Source organism: Paenibacillus sp. FSL R5-0912 (genome assembly GCF_000758605.1).
Lineage (GTDB): Bacteria > Bacillota > Bacilli > Paenibacillales > Paenibacillaceae > Paenibacillus_AQ.
Genome location: NZ_CP009282.1, coordinates 2,745,571 through 2,761,401, shown reverse-complemented (window position 1 = coordinate 2,761,401; position 15,831 = coordinate 2,745,571). Strand labels below are relative to the sequence as shown.

General features: G+C 47.7%; 14 protein-coding genes. 3 read left to right on the top strand and 11 right to left on the bottom strand.

Annotated elements, in window-relative coordinates; genetic code table 11:
- Positions 1-237: 237 nt before the first annotated feature.
- Complete coding sequence (locus tag R50912_RS35875; RefSeq protein WP_216626667.1) at positions 238-342, bottom strand: YjcZ family sporulation protein; 105 nt, start codon at positions 340-342, stop codon at positions 238-240.
- Between the two features lie 220 nt (positions 343-562).
- Here R50912_RS35875 and R50912_RS11465 point away from each other — a divergent pair, with 220 nt between their 5' ends.
- Complete coding sequence (locus R50912_RS11465; RefSeq protein ID WP_042234919.1) at positions 563-2,278, top strand: ABC transporter ATP-binding protein; 1,716 nt, start codon at positions 563-565, stop codon at positions 2,276-2,278.
- Positions 2,279-2,428: 150 nt separating this feature from the next.
- Positions 2,429-3,133 carry a hypothetical protein gene (locus R50912_RS11460; RefSeq protein WP_042234917.1) on the top strand — a complete coding sequence of 235 codons (705 nt, stop codon included), beginning with the start codon at positions 2,429-2,431 and terminating at the stop codon, positions 3,131-3,133.
- A 97-nt stretch (positions 3,134-3,230) separates the two neighbouring features.
- Here R50912_RS11460 and R50912_RS11455 read toward each other — a convergent pair whose 3' ends face one another.
- The 3 genes from R50912_RS11455 to R50912_RS11445 form a co-directional block, all read right to left on the bottom strand.
- On the bottom strand, positions 3,231-4,460 hold the full coding sequence (locus R50912_RS11455; protein WP_042234916.1) for a M20 family metallopeptidase: 1,230 nt from the start codon (positions 4,458-4,460) through the stop codon (positions 3,231-3,233).
- Positions 4,461-4,949: 489 nt separating this feature from the next.
- Positions 4,950-6,401 (bottom strand): DEAD/DEAH box helicase, encoded by a 1,452-nt coding sequence (locus R50912_RS11450; protein WP_042234915.1) that lies wholly within the window; start codon positions 6,399-6,401, stop codon positions 4,950-4,952.
- Positions 6,402-6,491: 90 nt separating this feature from the next.
- Positions 6,492-7,145, bottom strand: coding sequence for an HD domain-containing protein (locus tag R50912_RS11445; RefSeq protein ID WP_042234913.1), 654 nt, complete (start codon positions 7,143-7,145; stop codon positions 6,492-6,494).
- Between the two features lie 291 nt (positions 7,146-7,436).
- Between R50912_RS11445 and R50912_RS11440 the strand changes: the two genes are divergently transcribed.
- On the top strand, positions 7,437-8,714 hold the full coding sequence (locus R50912_RS11440) for a histidine--tRNA ligase (RefSeq protein WP_042234911.1): 1,278 nt from the start codon (positions 7,437-7,439) through the stop codon (positions 8,712-8,714).
- Between the two features lie 104 nt (positions 8,715-8,818).
- Here R50912_RS11440 and R50912_RS11435 read toward each other — a convergent pair whose 3' ends face one another.
- The 7 genes from R50912_RS11435 to R50912_RS11405 form a co-directional block, all read right to left on the bottom strand.
- Positions 8,819-9,481 carry a hypothetical protein gene (locus R50912_RS11435; protein ID WP_042234909.1) on the bottom strand — a complete coding sequence of 221 codons (663 nt, stop codon included), beginning with the start codon at positions 9,479-9,481 and terminating at the stop codon, positions 8,819-8,821.
- A gap of 19 nt (positions 9,482-9,500) precedes the next feature.
- Positions 9,501-9,998, bottom strand: coding sequence for a hypothetical protein (locus R50912_RS11430; RefSeq protein ID WP_042234907.1), 498 nt, complete (start codon positions 9,996-9,998; stop codon positions 9,501-9,503).
- A gap of 161 nt (positions 9,999-10,159) precedes the next feature.
- The gene (locus R50912_RS11425) at positions 10,160-11,872 is read right to left on the bottom strand and encodes a S8 family serine peptidase (protein ID WP_081956463.1); all 1,713 of its coding nucleotides are present in this window, start codon (positions 11,870-11,872) and stop codon (positions 10,160-10,162) included.
- A 44-nt stretch (positions 11,873-11,916) separates the two neighbouring features.
- On the bottom strand, positions 11,917-12,345 hold the full coding sequence (locus tag R50912_RS11420) for a hypothetical protein (RefSeq protein ID WP_042234903.1): 429 nt from the start codon (positions 12,343-12,345) through the stop codon (positions 11,917-11,919).
- Between the two features lie 137 nt (positions 12,346-12,482).
- Positions 12,483-13,205: a DUF4367 domain-containing protein gene (locus R50912_RS11415; protein ID WP_042234901.1), complete on the bottom strand. Its 723-nt coding sequence runs from the start codon at positions 13,203-13,205 to the stop codon at positions 12,483-12,485.
- Complete coding sequence (locus R50912_RS11410) at positions 13,198-13,746, bottom strand: RNA polymerase sigma factor (RefSeq protein ID WP_042234899.1); 549 nt, start codon at positions 13,744-13,746, stop codon at positions 13,198-13,200. Before R50912_RS11410 ends, R50912_RS11415 begins: the two co-directional genes overlap by 8 nt.
- Before the next feature lie 238 nt (positions 13,747-13,984).
- Entirely contained in the window at positions 13,985-15,763 is a 1,779-nt protein-coding gene (locus R50912_RS11405; RefSeq protein WP_197073072.1) for a glycoside hydrolase family 2 protein, read from the bottom strand.
- Positions 15,764-15,831 lie beyond the last annotated feature (68 nt).

The following is a 15,831-nucleotide window of genomic DNA, read 5'->3' as shown; positions in this document are numbered from 1 at the left end:
TTGTTCCTCCAAGGCCGCAGCAAAACACCCGTCAAGCCGGGGGCTTGTCAGGGAATAAAGCTGCTCTATGTAGTAGACTTTCAGATCCATGGCACTTGTCGCCATTATATCTCTTTACGCTGGAGGCTGCACAAATTTAAGTTAGTTCCGAGGGTTGACAATACGTCTAAACATCGTCCGCAGCAGGAATAACCGCCGGTCTCACGACCGGCGGCAGTACACTTAGGTGAAGCTAAATTATATCCAGAATGATTTAGTAATGATTACGAGCAGGATGAACAGAACCAGAATCGCGCCAGTGGAAGTGAAAACTCCGCCGTATCCCCCAACATTTTCGCTCATGTTAACTCCTCCTTTATACTTGAATACAGTTAAAATATGTGGAAAAAGCCTTTCGCGACTGGGTGAACCGGCAATAAATCAGATGAATTACATGTAATTTTAAACATCTTACCGTTGACAAATGATGTAACCCTCTTTAGTATCCTAAGAATAAGGTTCACTTGAGAATCAATCTCAATAACCAGATACATAACACACTACAGAAAAGAGTGAACAAGAGATGCTGCGTCGTTTTTTCTCCTATTACCGTCCTTATAAGAAGCTGTTTATCCTCGACTTCACCTGTGCGGTAGGTGCCGGTCTGCTGGAGCTTGCTTTTCCCGTAGCGGTCAATACATTCATTGATGATCTGCTGCCGGGTCAGGACTGGCCGCTCATTCTGATTGCCTGTGTCGTCTTGCTAGGAATTTACGCGCTGAATACGGCAATGAACTATGTTGTCACTTATTGGGGGCATATGCTGGGCATTAACATTGAGACCAATATGCGCAAAAAAATGTTCGATCATATCCAGAAGCTGTCCTTCCGCTTCTTCGATAATAACAAAACAGGTCATCTGCTCGGCAGAATTACCAATGACCTGAACGATATCGGCGAAGTGGCCCATCACGGGCCGGAGGATGTGTTCATCGCTGTCATGACACTGATCGGTGCATTTATTCTGATGGCGGATATCAATCTGCAGCTGGCTGTGATCACCTTCATCATCGTACCGGTTATGGCCTGGGTTATTATCCATTTCGGCCGCAATATGACGGAAACTTACCATCGTCTGTTCGGCAATGTAGGTAACTTTAATGCCCGGATTGAGGACAATGTGGGCGGAATTCGCGTGGTTCAGTCTTTTGCCAATGAAGAATATGAGAAAGAACTGTTCGCTGCAGACAACCAGAAGTTCCGCGAGACCAAGCTGATGGCTTATAAGCTGATGGCCAAAAGCTCGTCGGTCAGCTATATGATGACCCGTCTGATTACCATTGTCGTGATGGTCTGCGGTGCCTGGTTCTTCATCCAGGGAGAGCTTGAGATCGGGGAATTTGTTGCTTTCATCCTGCTGGCTAACGTCTTCTTCCGCCCGATCGAGAAAATCAACTCCGTCATCGAGAGCTATCCGAAGGGGATTGCCGGGTTCAAGCGTTATCTTGAAGTGATTGATACCGAGCCCGATATCGCGGACAAGCCGGATGCTGTAGAAGTAGGCTCACTCCGCGGGGATATCAGCTTCAGCAATGTTAGCTTCGGCTATGAAGCGGACCGTACAGTGCTGACAGATGTCAGCCTGAAGGTTAATGCAGGTGAGACCATCGCCTTCGTCGGACCTTCCGGTGCCGGCAAAACAACAATCTGCAGCCTGCTTCCCCGCTTCTATGATGTGACCGGCGGAGCCATCTCCATCGACGGGATCGATATCCGCGACATGAAGCTCAGCTCGCTGCGGAAGCAGATCGGGATCGTGCAGCAGGATGTATTCCTCTTCTCCGGCACGATCCGTGAGAATATCGCTTACGGTAAGCTGGATGCAGAGCTGCCGGAGATCTGGCAGGCCGCACGTCAGGCTCACCTGGAAGAGCTGATCAACAGCCTGCCGAACGGAATGGATACCGTTATCGGGGAACGCGGCGTCAAGCTGTCCGGCGGACAGAAGCAGCGCCTGGCGATCGCCCGCATGTTCCTCAAGAATCCGCCGATTCTGATTCTGGATGAAGCCACCTCGGCCCTCGATACCGAGACCGAAGCGGCGATTCAGCAGTCGCTGGCTGACCTGTCCGTGGGGCGCACAACGCTTGTCATCGCCCACCGCCTGACAACGATCAAGAATGCCGACCGGATTATCGTGGTCAGCGAGGACGGCATCTCCGAGGAAGGCCGCCATGAGGATCTGGTGGGCGCCGGAGGCACTTACAGCCGCCTGTATCAGGCGCAGTATAATGCTTAGGAGTACACATTAATAACCTTGCGAGATGCGCCTGCGGGCTGCACTTCGCAAGGTTTTTTTGCGTTCACGGGCCTCATTCCCGCAACCTCCCGTGAACAGTTTCGTCCATTAGTATAAGAAGCGCAACTGAAGAAAGGCGGGAGTCTTAGGATGAAACTAAAAATACTCATCGTGCTAACGGCTGTTATAGTTCTGTGCGGCTGCTCGGGCAATACTCGGATTAAGGGAGGCTCTGCCATTGATTGGGTGGATTTCCTAAAGTTAAATGGACATTCCTACACCGGATCTTGGGAAAATGTGATTAAGAACCCGGCTCAAGTCACCACGGAGACCATTGGTGAAGTGGACTTTAAAGTCGCAGATGTCGTTACTAATCCTCATTACCAGACGAAGGATGGCGATGCAGCCTTTTTGGAAAAAGGAACAAAACTATACCGCATTGAAGGCTTTAAGACAGACGAAGTTATTGCCGCTAAAGATGAAACACGCATCGGCGGATACCGCTTATATGTGGAGGATGATTACTCGAATAACCTCCAGCAGCGATATAACGACGTCATTAAACACAATATAGAGCGGGTTGAACTATATCATCAGGATGATGTGAAGCCTTACAAAACTCTAACCGAGGATGAAACCAAACGCTTCATTCACCTGCTGGAAAGCGGAAAAAACACCCAAAATCACAGCCCTCAGAATAAGAACGGTGATCCGGAATATTATCAGGTAGTCTTATATACCGGGCGACCGTTTGCCTTCTCCTTTTCTCTTGTTGATGATGGTGTGAATGTGTTCTTTTCGCCTTGGGATACCAGAATTGTCGGCGACGAAATCCGAAGTTTATTACAACCTTAGAAACGGCCTATAAAGTACAATCAACCAAACTGCAAGGTTACCTATGCCCCAGTTTGTTCGTTTAAAAGTGGCATCTGCCTCATCAGCGTTAAGTGTTCTAATCATCAGTCCTGCCCAGAAAACGGATCGCCAACTCTCTATAAAAGTCTATTGAATCCAGGTAGGCGTCTATATTCACCCATTCATCTGGCTGATGGGCGAGGCGGTGGTCGCCCGGTCCGTAGATCAGAACCGGGAGCCTGCCGTTATTATGCAGCACGGAGCCGTCCGTGTAATAGGGTACGCCTTGAATTGGAGTTACGTCTCTTGCCGCATAACCTTCTGCTTCTTCACCAGGGTCTCCCGCTTGGCCCTGCCTCCTCTGCTGCGCAGCAATTTCCAAAGCCGTAGTAATCAAACGCTGGCCGGGATCAGTATAGACCACACTCCGGTCCAGCAGCTGCTCCACCTGATAACGGTAGTCCGGATGAAGCCGCTGAATCTCCTGCAGCTTGTCCTCGATCTCCCGCAGCAGCGGACCATGCTCCAACGGCGGAACGGTGCGGATATCCACATCGATGGTGCAGGAATCCGGGACCACATTGGTCTGTACACCACCGGTAATCTTGTTTACAGACAAGCTGCTTGAACCAAGAACCGGATCAGTGGCCTGCCACTCCAGCGCATGGCGGTGCAGCAGCGGGATGATCTCCATCATGCCCTCCACCGCATTCAGGCCGAGCTGAGGCATGGAGCCGTGGGCGCTGCGCCCGAAGAGGGAAATGCGCAGCCAGAGAGCGCCTTTGTGGCCGACCGCCACCCGGCTGCCGGTTGGCTCGCCGATGACGAGGCCGTCCAGCTCCGGCAGGTCGTGCCTGTGCTGCTCGGCATACAGCCGTGCGCCGCAGCTGTCCACCTCTTCCCCGGCTGTCGCCAGGAAGAGCAGATCACCGGCCAGCCGGATGCCGTCCTGCTGCAGGGAAGCTGCGGCGAGCAGCATGGCGGCTAGGCCGCTTTTCATATCGGAGGTGCCCCGGCCGTACATCCGGCCCCCCTCAATCACAGCGCCATGCGGGGGATAGCTGCCTGCTGCTGCGCTCCAGGGACTGACCGTGTCGAGATGGCCGCAGAACATCAGCTTCCGGCTGCCGGAGCCGGCAATCACCGCCTCCAGGTTGCTCCGCCCCTGCTCCACAATCGTAATGCTGCTGGATATGCCCAGCTCCCGCAACACCTCCTGCAGCAGCACAGACAGCTTGTGCTCATTGCCGGGTGGATTACAGGTATCCACCTCAATCAGGCGCTGCAGAAATGGCACGGCATACTCGCGGCTTCTCACACTTTTCATAGTCCACCATCCTCCTTGGTTAGGTAGTTTCAGTTCAGTTTAGTTCAATTCAGTCCAGTTCATCCTAGTTCACCCTAGTTTCGGCCAAGTTTACAGCGCGCCTATCCAGGATCGTGCATATAACTTACGTTGAAATCTACGTGATTCTGAACCTTTTCGCAGCCGCAAAAGTCACTTTGTCCCGGAGCATACGTATCCCTCAGGACAAAACCTTGACGCCGTTAAACGTATCAGCTCCTTCCCATCTAACATTTTCCGGACTATCGGCTTCCCCCGCTAGCGGTGACACATTGTATTCGGTTTTTCGCATACATTTGGCCCGTTTACTCCATTCGTGGTGTATTCGGTTTTCCGCATACATCCGGCCCGTTTACTCCATTCGTGGCACATTGTGTTCGGTTTTTCACATACATTGTTCGCAGGCTCTCATACATCGCAAAAAAGCCGCCACCCCGCATAGTAACGGGTGTGACAGCTCTTGGAAACGGCTTATTTATTGGCGATATGGCACTTCAGCAGCTTGCCCTTCACGGTTGTCTCCTTCATCGCCTGCAGCACAAGCGATCCCTTGCCGTTCAGAATATCGACGTAGGTCACGTTGTCCTGGATCGTGATGATCCCGATGTCCGCCGCTGTGATGCCCTCAAGCTTGGCGATGGTGCCAACGAAATCGACCGCGCGGAGCTTCTTTTTCTTGCCGCCGTTGAAGTAGAGCTTCATGATGTCCTGGTTCATGACCTCGGTTTTGCCGGCTTTGCGGACCTGCTGCTTGCCCAGCTTCAGATCGAAGGCCGGTTTGGCGTAGGCCACGGCATCATCCGAAGGAGCTTTCATCTCCGGCAGGGTGAAGCCGATGTAACCTTCGATTTCCTTGACCCATTTGTGCTCGTTCGGCGTAACAAAGGTGATTGCTTTACCGCTTTTGCCTGCGCGGGCGGTCCGGCCGGTGCGGTGGACGTAGCTCTCTTTTTCCAGCGGGATATCGTAGTTAATGACATGGGTGATGTTCTCGATATCAATCCCTCTGGCTGCAACGTCGGTGGCGATCAGATAACGGAACTGGCCCCGCTTAAAAGCATTCATGACCTCAAAACGCTCGTCCTGCTCCATGCCGCCGTGGATTTTGTCCACCGGATATTCCAGATCCGCCATTCCGCGGAAGAGGGCATTCACCTGCTCCTGGGTGCGGCAAAAAATAATACAGCTATCCGGACTCTCCACCGTCAGCAGGTCGCTCAGCAGTCCAAACTTGGCAGCTTGTCTCACTTCAATCAGCGCATGCTCGATCGACGCCGTCGTAATTCCGCTGGCTTCGATCTCGATATCCACCGGCTCCGTCATGTACTTACGGCACAGATTCTTAATTACTTCCGGCAACGTCGCCGAGAACAGCATCGTTACACGTTCCTTAGGCAGCTGCTTGATAATCTTCTCAATCTGCTCAATGAAGCCCATGCTGAGCATTTCGTCCGCTTCATCAATCACCAGATATTTAATCCGGCTGAGATTCAGCGTTCCACGGTCAATATGATCGAACACACGGCCCGGCGTGCCAACGACCACATGCGTCTTCTGGGTAAGCTCAATCTTCTGCGGGGCAAACGGCTGCTTGCCGAACAGTGCTACCGCCTTGATCCGCTTGAAGCGCCCGATGTTCGTAATGTCTTCTCTCACCTGCTGGGCCAGTTCCCGGGTTGGTGTCAGCACCAGTGCCTGGGGTTTGTTCTCATTCCAATCCACCAGCTCACAGAGCGGAATGGCGAAGGCTGCGGTTTTGCCGCTGCCCGTCTGCGACTTTACGATCAGATCCTGCGCCTTCAGCGCTACCGGAATAACCTTCCGCTGCACCTCAGTAGGGTCTACGTATTTCAGAACCTCCAGCGCGCGGATAATCTCTTCATTTAGACCATAATCACTAAACTGTACTTGTACTTCACTCATATTGTATCCAACCTCTTCTATGCCGATTGTTCCGGTTCAAGCGGGGTCTCCCGCGTTCCATCCATCTTGCGCATTATTTCATTATAACACCTACTCCGCCCCTTGATTCCATTCCTTATGAAATTGCTCCAAAAAAATCAGCATAAACTGATGCCGCTCCTCCGCCAGCTGTTTGCCGTAAGAGGTGTTCATGAGGTCCTTCAGCTTCAGCAGCTTCTCATAAAAATGATTGACCGCCGTTCCCTTGGAATAGTTGCGGTATTCCTCTTTTAGCGATTCGTCCCTTGGCGGAATTTCCGGATCATAGACCGGACGGCCTTTGGCTCCTGAAAAGACCATTGTACGCGTAATCCCGATCGCCCCCAGCGCATCCAGACGGTCCGCATCCTGCACCACTTGTCCTTCAAGCGTGGACATGGGTGCGCCACCGCCGCCGCTGAACGACATCGTCCCGATGATCTCCATAATATGCTTACATGCCGCTTCATCTGGCAGATGTCCGGTTAACCAGTTATGCACTTTGAGCAGACCCGCTTCTTTGGAGGGATTCAGCTTCTCGTCGGCTACATCATGCAGCAGCGCGGCGATTGTGCAGATCACTACGTTGGCCCCTTCCATCCCTGCGATCAGCGCCGCTGTATTGCGCACGCGGTTCGTGTGAAACCAGTCATGGCCGGTGGTATCCTGGCCCAGTTGCTCTTTGGCGAAGTTCTCTGCTTCCGTGATAAGCTCTGTATGATTCATTATGATTGCTCCTTTGTGAAAATAGGGATATAAGTGTTGCACAGCTGTCCCTGATCCGCTATAATGTGCAGTAATTAAAAGCTGAAGGGATTGGATTCATATGAACTGCCTGTCCATCATACCGAATCAACTTCATCATCACAAGCAGCGTTAGCACACACCTGAATTCATTCAGGGAGGGCTAACGCATTTCGCGTTTGACCTCCCTGCGGCATATCGAAGCGCGCGGGACCACGGGGTCCGGCGCGTTTTTTATTTTACCGTAACTATAGAACAAGGGAGCTTCTAATGATGCAAAATATTAAAGGGACTTATGATTATTTCGGCCGCGAACAAGCCATACGCCAGAATGTCCGGATGACGCTCCAGGAGCTGTTCGAGCTGTACGGCTTCGAGTCGATGGATACCACGCTGCTGAACGAGCTGGAGCTGCTCACCTCCAAATACGCCGGGGGCGATGAGATTCTCCGCGAAATGTATCAGCTGGCTGATCAGGGCGGACGCAGGCTGGGGCTGCGGTACGATCTGACGATCCCTTTTGCCAAGGTGATTGCCATGAATCCGGGGATAGAATTCCCATATCGGCGTTATGAGATCGGTAAGGTGTTCCGGGATGGGCCGGTCAAAAAAGGGCGGCTGCGCGAATTCCTGCAATGTGACGCCGATGTGGTCGGCATTGCCGGCCCGCAGGCCGAAGCGGAGCTGATGCAGCTGGCAGCGGAGGTCTTCCGCAGACTGGAGATTCCAGTGGTGCTGAAGTGGAACAACCGCCGGTTCCTGGGCGAGATTCTGGGTGCGGTCGGCGTTCCGCCGGAGGAGCAGCTGTCCGTGATGCTGACGCTCGACAAGCTGGCCAAAATCGGCAGCGGCGGGGTGCTGGCAGAGCTGACGGACAAGCAGCTGACTGCTGACACGGTTCAGTGGATTGCCGAGCTGCTTACGCTTAACAATCCGGGGTTCGGGCAGCTGGTGGAAAGATATACGCTGGACGGGCAGCCCGGTGCGCTTGAAGTGCTCGCGCTGCAGCAGTTGATTGATGCGATTGGCCTAAGCACAGTGTGCGTCTTCGATCCTTTTCTCTCGCGCGGCCTCTCGTTCTATACCGGGACCGTCTATGAAATCTTCGACGCATCCGGCAGCTATACCTCAAGCCTGGGCGGCGGGGGCAGATATGATGCAATTATCGGGAAGCTTGTCGGACGCGACGATATAGAGTACCCTACGGTGGGTATCTCGTTTGGGATGGAGTCGATCATGGCATTGCTGGGCGAACGCCCGGCAGATACGGTGGACCGTTCAGGGGTCCTCATCATACCGATCGGCGGATATCTGCCGGAGGCTCTGGTTGCCGCCGCTGCGCTACGGGCTGCCGGCATCCGCACCAATGTAGACACCGGATCGCGCAAGCTCAAAAAAACGTTGGCCACAGCGAGTTCTAAAGGTATACGGTATGTGATTATGGTTGGTGAGAGCGAGGCGGCTGAGGGCAAGCTGCGGCTCAAGGATATGACGCTGGGGAGCGAGAGATTGGTTACGGTGGGGGAGGCGGTTGTGCGGATTGCCAGTTAGTTTCCCAGCATAACACCAATAGAGATTGTACACTAAGCATACGAGATGCTCTTGTACAATCTCTATATCTGTACGTTTACTTTTTTTGAACAGCTACCGGAATTCTAGTTCAACGCCCGTACAACCATTGAGACTGGTTCATAAAACACTGCTGCCGTAATAAAGCTATTGCTGCCAAAAATGTTTTTATAATAAATATCAAATGTATGAACACGATATATTTTGCATAGACCATATCGTTTGGTTTGATTTGTATTATTCTTGTCTGATATCGTTTTTGTTAATGTATAGGTTTGAGTGTATCCGTTTGAAACCCCGATCTGTAAGACCTCAGATGCTTTTAATGTAGCAGTTGCGGTGGCAGTTGCTGCAAATGAGTTACCTGCCGAAAAAGAAAATGATTGACCAGGTGTCGCATCCAGTGTGTCAACTGGATTACTGATATCTGTGTATTCATAAGAAATATCATTAGAAATATAATAACCTGCACTTGGGCTCCTGTCATCTTCGGGGACCTCTGATTCAGCATTGGCATGTCTTACAATATCGGAATACACATATACAGCTTCGTCATATGTGATTAACTGTTTATCAGCCGACAGTGTTCCATTATTTAGTATATTCTGAAAAAAGTTAACTGTAGCCGTGCTCTGAATGCTGGTTTGGGCACTTTTCGCTTCCGTTGCTGAAGCACTAACTATATTGGCACTGCTGAGTAGAAGACAAAAACTGGCGACAAGGGTGATACTTTTCACAAACTTTTTCACTATAATCCTCCTCGTTTTCTTAATATAATATTGTCGAAATTGCACCGGTCTGCGGGTTTAAGTAAAACTCCACATACATAGGATAATCCTTGCTGGTGCCGTCCTTAGTATTAACCAAAGTCCCACTCAGCCTAATTCCATAAGTCCGATTACCATCTAAAAAAGAGGCTGAGTAAATAGGGTTGTTATAACTATATCCAGATTTAGCATTTACCAATACCTTATCAATAGTGCTCCAGGTAAAGCGGTTTGTATAGGCATCAAAGTAATAATTTGCTTTCAACGTCACTTTGACATAGGCATCATCAGAATTCGTAACATCACTTAAAGATTGCGGAGTACGTTCATCGGGAAGCTCAATCGAAATTTCACTGTTCACAGCGTCAAACTGTGCTTCCACTGTAATGCCGTACGAATTATTATCCACAACATTTACTGGTGCTACTTCAGATGCAAACGCGCTGGTTGTCAAAGACAAGGATACAAACAAAGAAAGAACTGCGATCAACTTTTTCATAATTAACTCCTTCTTATTATAGAATTATTCACGAGCCTTACATTTAGTACGTCAAAATAAGAAAAAGGCGGCTCCCGCATGTTGCATCATCTCCTTTCCGGGTTGTATATGAACACTAAATTCCTTCAATAAAGAAAGTAATTCAGTGAATAACCTTCCAATTAATTTGATTCTCTTAAATAATTTGGTTCTGCATACAGAATATTGTTGGAATTATTTAGAGCAGTAATGGCTTTATCTGCTTCTTCCATGTTTGAAAGTTGAAGTACATAAGCATCAACAGAACTTAGGTAATCAATGAAATGAACTCCCGTGAGTAATTCTTCCTTTTCAAGCGTGTTTATGTACTCTTCCGCGTTAACTCCTGCAGCAAATTTGACAATAATTTGGTTTGTTTTCAGAGCTTCATCTGCCTTTTGCAGGTATGAGTCGATAGATGATTTAAGATTTTCCCCAAAAATATCACGCTTTTTATTCTCAAATCTGCGAGACTCCGTTCTGGGTTCTGCAGACATCATAGCCTTGAAAGCATTGACCATACCGCCACTGTGTACCTTATTTGAAAGTGAATCTACTAAAGTTACATTGTTCACATCTGTCACAATTTCCTTAACTTCAAGTGCTGTCAAGTAAGGTGCATTCCCCCAAACTAAACCGGATACCGCAGATACAACAGGAGCTGCCATTGAAGTTCCGCTATTATAAAGATATAACGAATTAGGAAAAGTGCTGATAATAGATTCACCCGGTGCAGCTATGTCGGTTGGTCCGCCATAATTAGAGAAAGCGGCTAAGTTCCCTTCCATATTTTGTGCAGCAACAACCAGTGAATTGTCATGATAATATGAGGCTGGATACTCCGGATAATCTGCCAGGTTACTCCCTGAATTCCCTGCTGCGATAACAAATAAAATATCATTAGCCTGGTACATTGCCTCCTGCTCAGTTACAGCCGGATTTGCTCCGCCAAAGCTGCAATTGATGATTCGGATGTCATTTGCTTTTGCATATTCTACCGCTTTGACAAAAGCAGCAATGGATCCGTTATACACACTGGTATCTGTCAGTCTGCTCCCAAGCACTTTAAGCGGTACTACTGAACCTTGCGAAGTAATACCTGCTATTCCCTGATTGTTGTTACTCTGAGCAGATATAATACCTGATACATGAGTACCATGACCCGCTCTGGCCGAAGAAGCAGAGGATTTCTCATTTTCTGGAAAGACATCCTTCATATCATGGGTAAAGTTATAAGCAAGGGACATATCCAACCGGTTAATTAAGTCCGGATGCTGATAATCAACCCCTGTGTCTGCCACACCAATAGTAATATTTGAACCTTTATAATTTTTCCATACTGGAATGATGTTAATATCTATTCCGTTCAGCGGGTTAAATAATGACCACTGCTCATTAAAGAACTCATCGTTAGGAGCAGGTAATTCTTCAATAGCTATTTCCAACTGATTGATAAATGCGCCTGGATGTATTGATGATACTTTTATAAAATAGTTTTTTTCTGCTAAACATGTATTAGCTAGCTTCAAAATATCTGAGCCTTCAACGGTTTCATTTTGCATAATGATTTTAGAACTGTGTGCGTCAAACAATGTTCCAGACAATCCACCTTCCCCTCGCACTGATATTTCATAACTGCCAGTCTGTTTGGGAATAAAAGAAAACCAGAGGTCCTCGCCAGAGTTCAAGGGGCCTCCTGTGTACAACATAGAAGATTCCAGTGTAATCGGATTCGAGATATCCACCTTTTGATACAAAGATTGACTCCCTGCAGAGTAAGAACTTACAGGTTGCGATACAAAAAGTAAGCATAGAGTCCATAAAGCAACAAAAGTTAAATACAATGCTTTCCTCATTTATTTCACCTCTGCCTATTTTCAATATCTTTCATTGCTTTTAGTTAATAATCGGCGTAATAGTACTGTACTGTACTCTCAGAAGTACCGTTTAGATAGGCTGTTGCATGAACTTCAATTCTATAGTTGTTGCCTTTAGCCACAGCCCATGTTTGAAACAAATTAAGATCGTTGCTATTGATGGAATTACTAAATGTCTTTAGTGTGGTCCATCCCCCATCTTTGTACTGCTGCAAGTTACAGACTATAGAGGTCTTGTCAGCTTGAAACGCAGTTAAATCTACATCCATCTCGGCGATACCACTACTGCTGATAAACAGCCTCAATGATACGTTGGTAATGATCTTAAATCTTTGAATCTGGTAATCCTGATCCAAATTACTCACAGTCGCATTGACTTCACCTGCATACATGTGCTGAGGAACCAGAAATAACATAAGCAGTGCAAAGAGTGCCATAAATCTATTTTTCATACAAATTCTACCTCTCCTCTCTTTTCTTCTCATATATAAAACTACAAACAAACACTATATCTTACACATTTTCCTAAAAAACATAAAAAACAGAAGAAGCTGTTGCTTCTTCTGTTTTTTATTATAGAAATAAATGTTTAGTTATGAATTTTAAGGCTTTCAGCCATTTTTCTTAATTCTTTTATATCTATTGAACCAACTAACTCAAACGAATAATTATGATTTTGCCATGACATAAAAATCTCGCCATTTTTTTCAACTGCGTAACCTTTCGTATGGCCAATAGTTATACTTGTAAAATTCGAGGTTTCATTATCTGCCACTGTTTTATCCCTTACATAGTTTTTCTGCTTAAAAACCAGCTTTTTATCTGTTTTATCTTGAAATATTATTTTAAAGGTACTTGAATTATTGGAACTACTTTCAAACCTGTAATTCAAGGGAATATAGTCCGGAAGATAGATATGATCCCACCCGTCTGGCAGTTTTTCAATTATTAGATCAGAATCCTCCTTAATAGCTTTCACTTCAACAAAATTAGGTTTCTCTGAGTAAAAAATATTATAAAAATCTATTTTAAATGCTTCTACATTATTTATAGACAATATGGTAATCAAGGAAAAAATCACTACCGCAACAGCAATAACTTTCAGATGCTTTGCCCATCTTTTTCTCACATGCCGAATCTTTTCTAATTGAATGTAAACATCTATTTTCCGTTCAAAACCATCAGAGAATTTGACATCACAACTTTTTTCAGTTTTTATTTTTAGCGCATCTGCTTCGTCGTATAAATATTCTGTTGCCGCATGTTCTATTATAAGATCAAAAAGTTCCTTTTTTAACTTTACGTTATCCATTTTTTAAACCCCGTTTCCCTAAAATATCAGCAAGGGCTTTTTTCGCACGATAAATTCTTACATCAACATTATTTATAGAGATACACAGAATCTCAGCGATCTCTTTACTGGAGTAACCATAAACGTACCGGAGCAGAAACGGTGCTTCTAATTCAACTTTTAATTTACTTATTGCTTCGACTATTTCCTTATATTGATGGTTAGATATAACTGCATCTTCCAAATTGAAATGTTCTTCTATATCCTCATCAATCTCTTGAAAAAATAACGTTTTATTTCTCTTTTCATTAGATAACATTGTAAGGGATATATTCTTAACAATGATCACCATGAAACCAATAGTTTCCTTCTCATTATTCTCATTTATTTTATCCAGATTCTTAAATATTCTAATAAAAGCTTCACTTGTAGCATCTTCGGCTAAGTTTTGCCTTTTTAGGATATCAAAAGCACACTTATATAATAGATATCTATATTTCGTATATAAATTTTCAAACTTCAATTTTTCTTTACTCTTAAAAGAGGGTAATACTTGAAACATAATATTAGCTCCTTATTAAGATTATCAAAAATAGATTATTATTAATAATTCTACATAATTTTAACAGCACTTAATATGATCTATGTACTAATATTTGGTATATCGTAATCAATCAAGACTTAGTTGCTATACAAAATTTCTAATAAACAAAAAGATGCCTCCCGTATGAGATTCCATATCCGAAAGCATCTTTCTCGTGTCTGTCATAATTTTCACCAGTACGCATTACGACTAAAGCCTATTTCCCCTCATTAATAGCCCGGATCAGCTCCAGCGGCAACTTCGGTACGCGGTCATACGTCAGCAGGCCGTTGATCTCCTGCTCCACATCCGTAAGCTGGGTGTAGCAGTAGCCCTGCACCACCCCGGAGAGCAGCAGCGGCTGTATCACCGCCCGCAGACGCGCGGCGAAGTCTTCGTCGTTCTCTGCGCCGGAGTAGCCCCAGCCGTCCCAGTCGCTTTTTTTGTAGGCGACGCCGCCGAATTCTGTGATGAGAATCGGCTGGTCCGCATACGGGAAGCCTTCTACTGCCAGCTTGCGGTTGCCCGGCAGGCCGCTGACGGCCTGCTCCACGGAGGAATAGCGCTGCTCAAGCACCTCGCGCCGCCACTCGTAATCGTGGATGTTGAACAGGTCTGTGGTGACCAGCTCCCAGCCGTCATTGGAGACAACCGGCCGCGTCCCGTCCAGCGACTTGGTTAGGTGGTACATCGCTTGGGCATGCTGCTGCTGCTGTTTGTCGGCAGCGATGTTCGGCACGCCCCAGCTCTCGTTGAGCGGAACCCAAACCACAATCGAAGGATGGTTGTAATCCCGTTCGATGCTCTCCTGCCATTCCTGGGTGAAGCGGCGGACATACTCTTCCGAGTATTCATAGGCATTAGCCGCTTCGCCCCAGACAAGTAAGCCCAGCTGGTCACACCAGTACAGGTAACGCGGGTCCTCCAGCTTCTGGTGCTTGCGCGCACCGTTGAAGCCCAGCTCCTTGGTCAGCTCGACATCGCGGCGGATCGCCTCATCACTGGGCGGTGTCAGGTTGCCGTCCGGGAAATACCCCTGATCCAGCACCAGCTTCATGAAATAAGGGCGGTTGTTGAGGCAGAGTCTGCCGCTTTCGACCGAGATTTTGCGCATACCGAAATAACTGGTTACCTTATCCAGCACCTTCCCGCCATCCAGCAGGGTAAAAGTGACATCATAGAGATTCGGCTGCTCCGGCGACCACCAGTGCCCGTGCCCATGGTCATTGAAATCACTGAGGGTAATGCTCCGGGACTCTTCCGGGCTGCGCACAGAGTATACGTCACTTGAAATCGGCTGGCCTTCAAACGTGATCTCCACCTGAAGTTTCAGGGAATCACTGTTCAGCTCTCCATTACTGGTCAGCGCACCTTTAATGAAGGAGCGGATTTCGATACTTTTGTGGTCAATATCCGGCGTCAGCTTAACTTTGCCGAGATAGACGGAGGATACCGCCTCCATCCACACGGTCTGCCAGATGCCCGTTGTGCGGGTATAGAAAATGCTGGCTGAATCGCTCTTCCAATATTGCTTGCCCCGGGGCAGAGTTACGTCCTTGCTGTAATCCACAGCTTTGACCACCAGAATATTAGGCTGGCCTGCTGGCGCCAGTGCGGCGCTAATCCCGGCATGGAACGGCGTATGCCCGCCCTCATGCTTCGCCACCAGGATCCCGTTGAGCCAGACGGAGGCTTCGTAATCCACAGCGCCGAAATGCAGCAGAATCTCTTGGTCTACAAAACTCTCCGGAATCTCCAGCTCCCGCCGGTACCAGACGATGTCATGAAATCCGGGATCACCGATTCCGCTCAGGCTACTCTGAAAAGCAAACGGAACCTGTATCCGCTGAGCCAGCGGTTTATTTCCCAGATGCCACTGCTCCCGGCTGCCTACATTGTCATCGTCAAAAGTAAACTCCCACTCCCCGTTCAAATTCACCCAATTATCGCGTACAAATTGCGGACGCGGATATTCCGCACGTTGCTGATTCGTCATTATTTCATCCGCCAGTTTCCCGTGTGATTAGATTTCATGCGATCCGGTCTTGCTGTAGTCCTTATCAG

What these genes read in the sequence shown, in the direction of transcription:
- R50912_RS35875 (WP_216626667.1), bottom strand. Translation starts at nt 342, where the DNA reads ATGAGCGAAAATGTTGGGGGATACGGCGGAGTTTTCACTTCCACTGGC.
- R50912_RS11465 (WP_042234919.1), top strand. Translation starts at nt 563, where the DNA reads ATGCTGCGTCGTTTTTTCTCCTATTACCGTCCTTATAAGAAGCTGTTT.
- R50912_RS11460 (WP_042234917.1), top strand. Translation starts at nt 2,429, where the DNA reads ATGAAACTAAAAATACTCATCGTGCTAACGGCTGTTATAGTTCTGTGC.
- R50912_RS11455 (WP_042234916.1), bottom strand. Translation starts at nt 4,460, where the DNA reads ATGAAAAGTGTGAGAAGCCGCGAGTATGCCGTGCCATTTCTGCAGCGC.
- R50912_RS11450 (WP_042234915.1), bottom strand. Translation starts at nt 6,401, where the DNA reads ATGAGTGAAGTACAAGTACAGTTTAGTGATTATGGTCTAAATGAAGAG.
- R50912_RS11445 (WP_042234913.1), bottom strand. Translation starts at nt 7,145, where the DNA reads ATGAATCATACAGAGCTTATCACGGAAGCAGAGAACTTCGCCAAAGAG.
- R50912_RS11440 (WP_042234911.1), top strand. Translation starts at nt 7,437, where the DNA reads ATGCAAAATATTAAAGGGACTTATGATTATTTCGGCCGCGAACAAGCC.
- R50912_RS11430 (WP_042234907.1), bottom strand. Translation starts at nt 9,998, where the DNA reads ATGAAAAAGTTGATCGCAGTTCTTTCTTTGTTTGTATCCTTGTCTTTG.
- R50912_RS11425 (WP_081956463.1), bottom strand. Translation starts at nt 11,872, where the DNA reads ATGAGGAAAGCATTGTATTTAACTTTTGTTGCTTTATGGACTCTATGC.
- R50912_RS11420 (WP_042234903.1), bottom strand. Translation starts at nt 12,345, where the DNA reads ATGAAAAATAGATTTATGGCACTCTTTGCACTGCTTATGTTATTTCTG.
- R50912_RS11415 (WP_042234901.1), bottom strand. Translation starts at nt 13,205, where the DNA reads ATGGATAACGTAAAGTTAAAAAAGGAACTTTTTGATCTTATAATAGAA.
- R50912_RS11410 (WP_042234899.1), bottom strand. Translation starts at nt 13,746, where the DNA reads ATGTTTCAAGTATTACCCTCTTTTAAGAGTAAAGAAAAATTGAAGTTT.
- R50912_RS11405 (WP_197073072.1), bottom strand. Translation starts at nt 15,763, where the DNA reads ATGACGAATCAGCAACGTGCGGAATATCCGCGTCCGCAATTTGTACGC.